The sequence below is a fragment of the Burkholderia sp. E168m23 genome, assembly GCF_016586125.1.
Lineage (GTDB): Bacteria > Pseudomonadota > Gammaproteobacteria > Burkholderiales > Burkholderiaceae > Burkholderia > Burkholderia orbicola.
Genome location: NZ_BCPP01000553.1, coordinates 1 through 4,783, shown reverse-complemented (window position 1 = coordinate 4,783; position 4,783 = coordinate 1). Strand labels below are relative to the sequence as shown.

The window sequence follows — 4,783 nt, the reverse complement described above, 5'->3', positions numbered from 1 at the left end:
TTTTTCAGAATATCCCCGAGGGGAAAATCACCGACGCCGACAAGCAACCGTTCTTGATGAGTTTGGGTTGGTCACGAGGATTATCGTGGAACGATCTTTTGCAGTCGTGGCGTGTGTTGCTAATATCGGAGGCCGGGGCCGGCAAGACCTATGAGTGTCGTGCCCAAGCTCAACGTCTATCGGCGGCTGGGGAGCCTACCTTTTTTGTTGAGCTGGCGAGCCTTGCAACCAGCGAACTGCGCACCCTACTGGATGATGAAGAAGAGAATCGGCTCAACACTTGGCTTTCGTCTCAATCGGATGTCGCGACTTTTTTCTTGGACTCGATAGACGAACTACAACTGAGTCTAGGGTCATTTGAACGTGCGTTAAAACGCTTTAAGAAAGGCATCGCTGGCAACCTGGGGCGCGCTCGAATAGTCATCACGACACGCCCTGTCGCATTTGACAGCGATCTCGTTCGCAGCTTGCTACCAATTCCTCCGACATCCACTGCGAAACCGAGTGAAGATGAGTTTGCGATGATTGCAATGCGGGTCGAACAGAAAAACAATAAAACCGAGAAGGCTCCAGAATGGCGGACAGTTGCACTTATGCCACTTTCTGATGCGCAAATTGTGAAATTTGCGTGCGACCAGGGAGTCACAAACCCTGACATCTTATTGGAAGACTTGCGTCGGCGAAACGCACAAGAATTTGCACGACGCCCACAAGATCTGATCGAACTATGTTGTGACTGGCGTGAGCATAAGCGCATTCGAACTCATTACGATCAAGTTGCTGCAAATGTGCGGATCAAATTGCAACCCAGAGATGACCGGCCTGAACCTGCGGAACTGTCTGTGGAAAAAGCGATGGTGGGCGCTAGCCGGCTCGCCTTGGCGATGCTTATGACCCGACGTCTGACAGTGAGACACAACGCTGCCTCTGATGATATCCACAATGAAGCAGCGCTCAACCCTTCGATCATTCTTCCTGACTGGAGTCCCAGCGAGCGAAAGGCCCTTCTCGAGAGACCATTGTTTGGTTTTGCATCTTATGGTCGTGTGCGTTTTCATCATCGCTCCGTCGCCGAATATCTAGCAGCGCAACGCCTTCGCGAGCTTCGCGAGGCGGGAATGCCTCTCCGTGCCTTGAAACGGCTACTGTTTGCGGAGACCAGGGGCAAGGTAATTGTCCGTCCATCGAAGCGGCCCGTCGCCGGCTGGCTTGCGCTCGGGGACGACGCAATATTCGAGATATTGCGCGATAACGATCCCGCTGTCTTACTCAACGAAGGAGATCCCGAAACGCTCACCCCAATGCAGCGTATTCAAGCACTCCGGGCGTATGTCGAGCGTTATGGCAAAGGCGGCTGGCGGGGACGGCAGGTTCCCCATATTCAGATTCATCGCTTTGCATCACCAGAACTTGCGAGTGAGGTTACCCAAATATGGAGCCAAGGGGTCGAGAATCCTGATGTGAGACTGACACTGCTCTATCTTATTGAAGCGGGGCAGCTCGTCCAATGTGCCAACGTGGCTTACCAATGTGCGTGTGATCCGAACGCTGACTCGACAGAGCGGACAATCGCGCTCGACGCGATGGTGGCACTCGAGGAACCACGGCTGCCGGAGATCGCTCACGCCGTCGCTAACGACGTTGAAACTTGGCCGGATAAGATCGCACGCGCGGCCATCGTTCGACTGTTCCCACGCGATATCTCCATTGAACAGCTGTGCAAGACATTGGCGAGGTTGAAGCAGGGTAAGCGCGACATCAACGACTTGAGCCCGCAGTTGTCACGACTGGTTGAGAACGCCCAACTCGATCAGTCACAACTTGTGTCACTCCGTGACGGATTGGTTGAACTTGTGTCTGACGGACTCAGTTGGCACAAGGAGTGGTCGCACCTGATTAGCAACCGAGAAAATCTCAGCGACGTACTTGCATCGGTTTGTGTGCGTGGAATAGGTACAAACAAAGACGAGCAGTGGCTAGATGCGTGCGTTCTTTCCACGCGCCTCCACGATCAAGCGCATAGCAGCGATGAATCCCATAAAGCCCTTCTGAATCATATTAATCTTTTTGAGGCTCAAGACAATGAGAAGCTGTTTTGGGCTACAGACAAACTTATTCAGTCGCTTCGCGTTATCACGGATCCGTGGAACCGTCTGGTAGAAATCATATATCACGATAGCAGCGTTAGATTGACAGTCGCCAGAGACTTGCCGTGGATAAAAATGACTCTTGCCAACACCGAACGTTCGACGGCTGACCGTGCTTTGGTTTTGCAGGCTGCGCTGCGCCTTTCGCCAGACGAAGGACAATGGCAGCACCATCTTTCAGAACTGGAGCAACTGGTTGCAGACCAAACAGAACTTCTCGACGTAATTGCCGAGCGCAGAAAACTGCCAAAGAATAACAAGGAACTGGAGCGCATGGAGGCGCGGAGTATTGAGCGGAAAAGGCAACGTGACCGAACGGCAGCAAAAAACCGTGCGAGTTGGATCCTTTTCTGGCGCGAGGTTTCTCAGAATCCGGAGAGCGCTTTCTCGGATGAACGTAGTTGGAACACAGCCTGGAATCTTTGGCGAGCGATGAGCCAAGATGGAGCAGCCGGTCAAGAGTCCGGGTGGAATCGACGTCTTATCGAAGAACATTTCGGCAAGGAAACAGCAGATCGCTTACGCCGTATCTTGATGAATATCTGGCGCGCAGAGTCTCCGACATGTGCAAGCGAGCGACCAGCAGACCAACGCAACACGTATCTTGTTCGGTGGCAGCTCGGGCTCGCCGCAATTTATGCCGAAGCGGAGGATCCGGGTTGGGCCCGACAACTTACCGAAGAGGAAGCTAGGCTCGCTGCGCGATTTGCGCTCGTCGAAATTAATGGCTTACCCGCATGGCTAGATAGCCTTATCGACGCCCATTCGCATGCAGTAGACACCATAATCGGCCAAGAGCTCACCTGGGAGTTGAGCCCCAAAGCAAAGGGGGCTCAATCCCTGCTACTACAAAGCATCAGCTACGCACAGTCTTCCCGTCTTTACCTTCCACGACTGATGTCTTGGTTGGAAGAGCGAGGCGATTGTTTGACTGACAATCATGAAAGCACAGCGGCCGTCCAAAGACTACGCCAGGTAATCGGTGTAATCCTGGAACGAGGCGACGAGAAGATGCGCATGCAGCTTTTTTCCATCGCACGGCAGAGATTGCAGAATGATTTGCCAATTCAATTCAATTTCGTCTGGTTGGCGACAGTCATACGGATAGATCCAGAAATTGGGGTAGCGGAACTGGAAAATCGCTTGCGCACAATCGAGCCGGGACCGCATTCAGAGGCTGTTACGTGGTTTAGCGTACTATTCGGAGACCGCATTGATTCGATTAGCTTGCGAGACGAGGTTTTCACTCCAAGCTTGCTCTTGCGGCTACTTCGTCTCTCGTATCACCATGTTCGGCCAAATGACGATGCTACACACGAGGGTAGCTACTCGCCCGACGTTCGAGATCATGCCGAGCGTGCGCGAAACGAGGTCGTCGGAGCACTATTGGACGCCAAAGGAGAAGACGGATGGGCAGCGAAACTCGAAATGTCCAACGATCCCCTGTGCGCGCATTTCAGGGATCGGATTATCTCCGTCGCAGAGGAGCATTGGGCACAAGAGATAGACTCCATTGCGTTTAATGATATGCAGGCAATTTCGCTTGATAAGACAGGCGAAGCCCCTGCGTCGACGAACGAAGCGATGTTCGCCGTTTTGAAAGATCGCTTGTCGGATCTCGACGACCTTCTGCTGCGTGACACTTCGCCAAGAGAGGCATGGGCGGGCATCTCAGATGAAAAAGTGATGCGCCGGGAAATCGCGCGAGAGCTGAGTTATGCTGCTAACGGGATATACAAAATCGATCAGGAGGCTGTTACAGCGGATGAGAAGGAGACAGATATTCGTTTACGCTCAACCACATCAGATCATGAAGCAATAATAGAGTTAAAACTTGGAGACGGAAGGTCCGCTAAAGATTTGCGCGACACCATCTACAATCAACTCGTGAAAAAGTACATGGCCCCGGAAAACAGTCGAACAGGTTGCCTATTGATTACTCTGTCGAAAAATAGGAAATGGGAAAATCCCGACAATGGACAGCGTATCGATCTAGACGAACTGATGTTACTACTCCAAGCTGAAATAGAACGTGTTCAGGAGATGATGGCCAATGCCGTTTCACTAAGTATTCATCTGCTGGATTTGCGCACTAGGCTACCGGTCGAAAATCGCTAACTCAAATCGAATAGCCGCCACTGCGAGAGCCAAGTTCAGAACATCGCATTGTGCATTCCGCTCGCTCCGATCCATCAATCGATGAATGGAACAGCAACGCATGTCCACATCCAGAGATATGTATCAAGCACCGGCGCAGCAATCCAACCGCACAGTCAAACATGTCCCCTTGGCAATGCACTAATGGCCGAATCGGGCTGACGATCGACCGTCAGCCCGATTCGCAAACGTCAATCAGCCCGTCACACCCCGATTCGCCTCGATCACCGTCAAAGCAGCCATATTCACGATCCGCCGCACGGTCGCGCTCGAAGTCAGGATGTTCACGGGAGCATTAACGCCGAGCAAGAACGGCCCCACCGCCACATTACTCCCCGCCTCGGTCTTGAGCAGGTTGTAAGCGATATTCCCCGCATCCACATTCGGACAAACCAGCAAATTCGCCGCGCCCTTCAACGGCGACATCGGCAGCAGCTTCGCCCGCAGCCCTTCATCGAGCGCACAGTCGCCATGCATCT

2 protein-coding genes are annotated in these 4,783 nt (G+C 52.8%); one reads left to right on the top strand and one right to left on the bottom strand.

Annotated elements, in window-relative coordinates:
- Nucleotides 1-4,265, top strand: a 4,265-nt coding sequence (locus JMF90_RS24475; RefSeq protein ID WP_201325527.1) for an NACHT domain-containing NTPase, incomplete at its 5' end; no start/stop codon positions are given.
- A gap of 234 nt (nucleotides 4,266-4,499) precedes the next feature.
- On the opposite strand, the gene JMF90_RS24470 is transcribed toward JMF90_RS24475, so the two are convergent.
- On the bottom strand, nucleotides 4,500-4,783 hold a 284-nt coding region (locus JMF90_RS24470; RefSeq protein WP_268906039.1), incomplete at its 5' end, for a phosphate acyltransferase.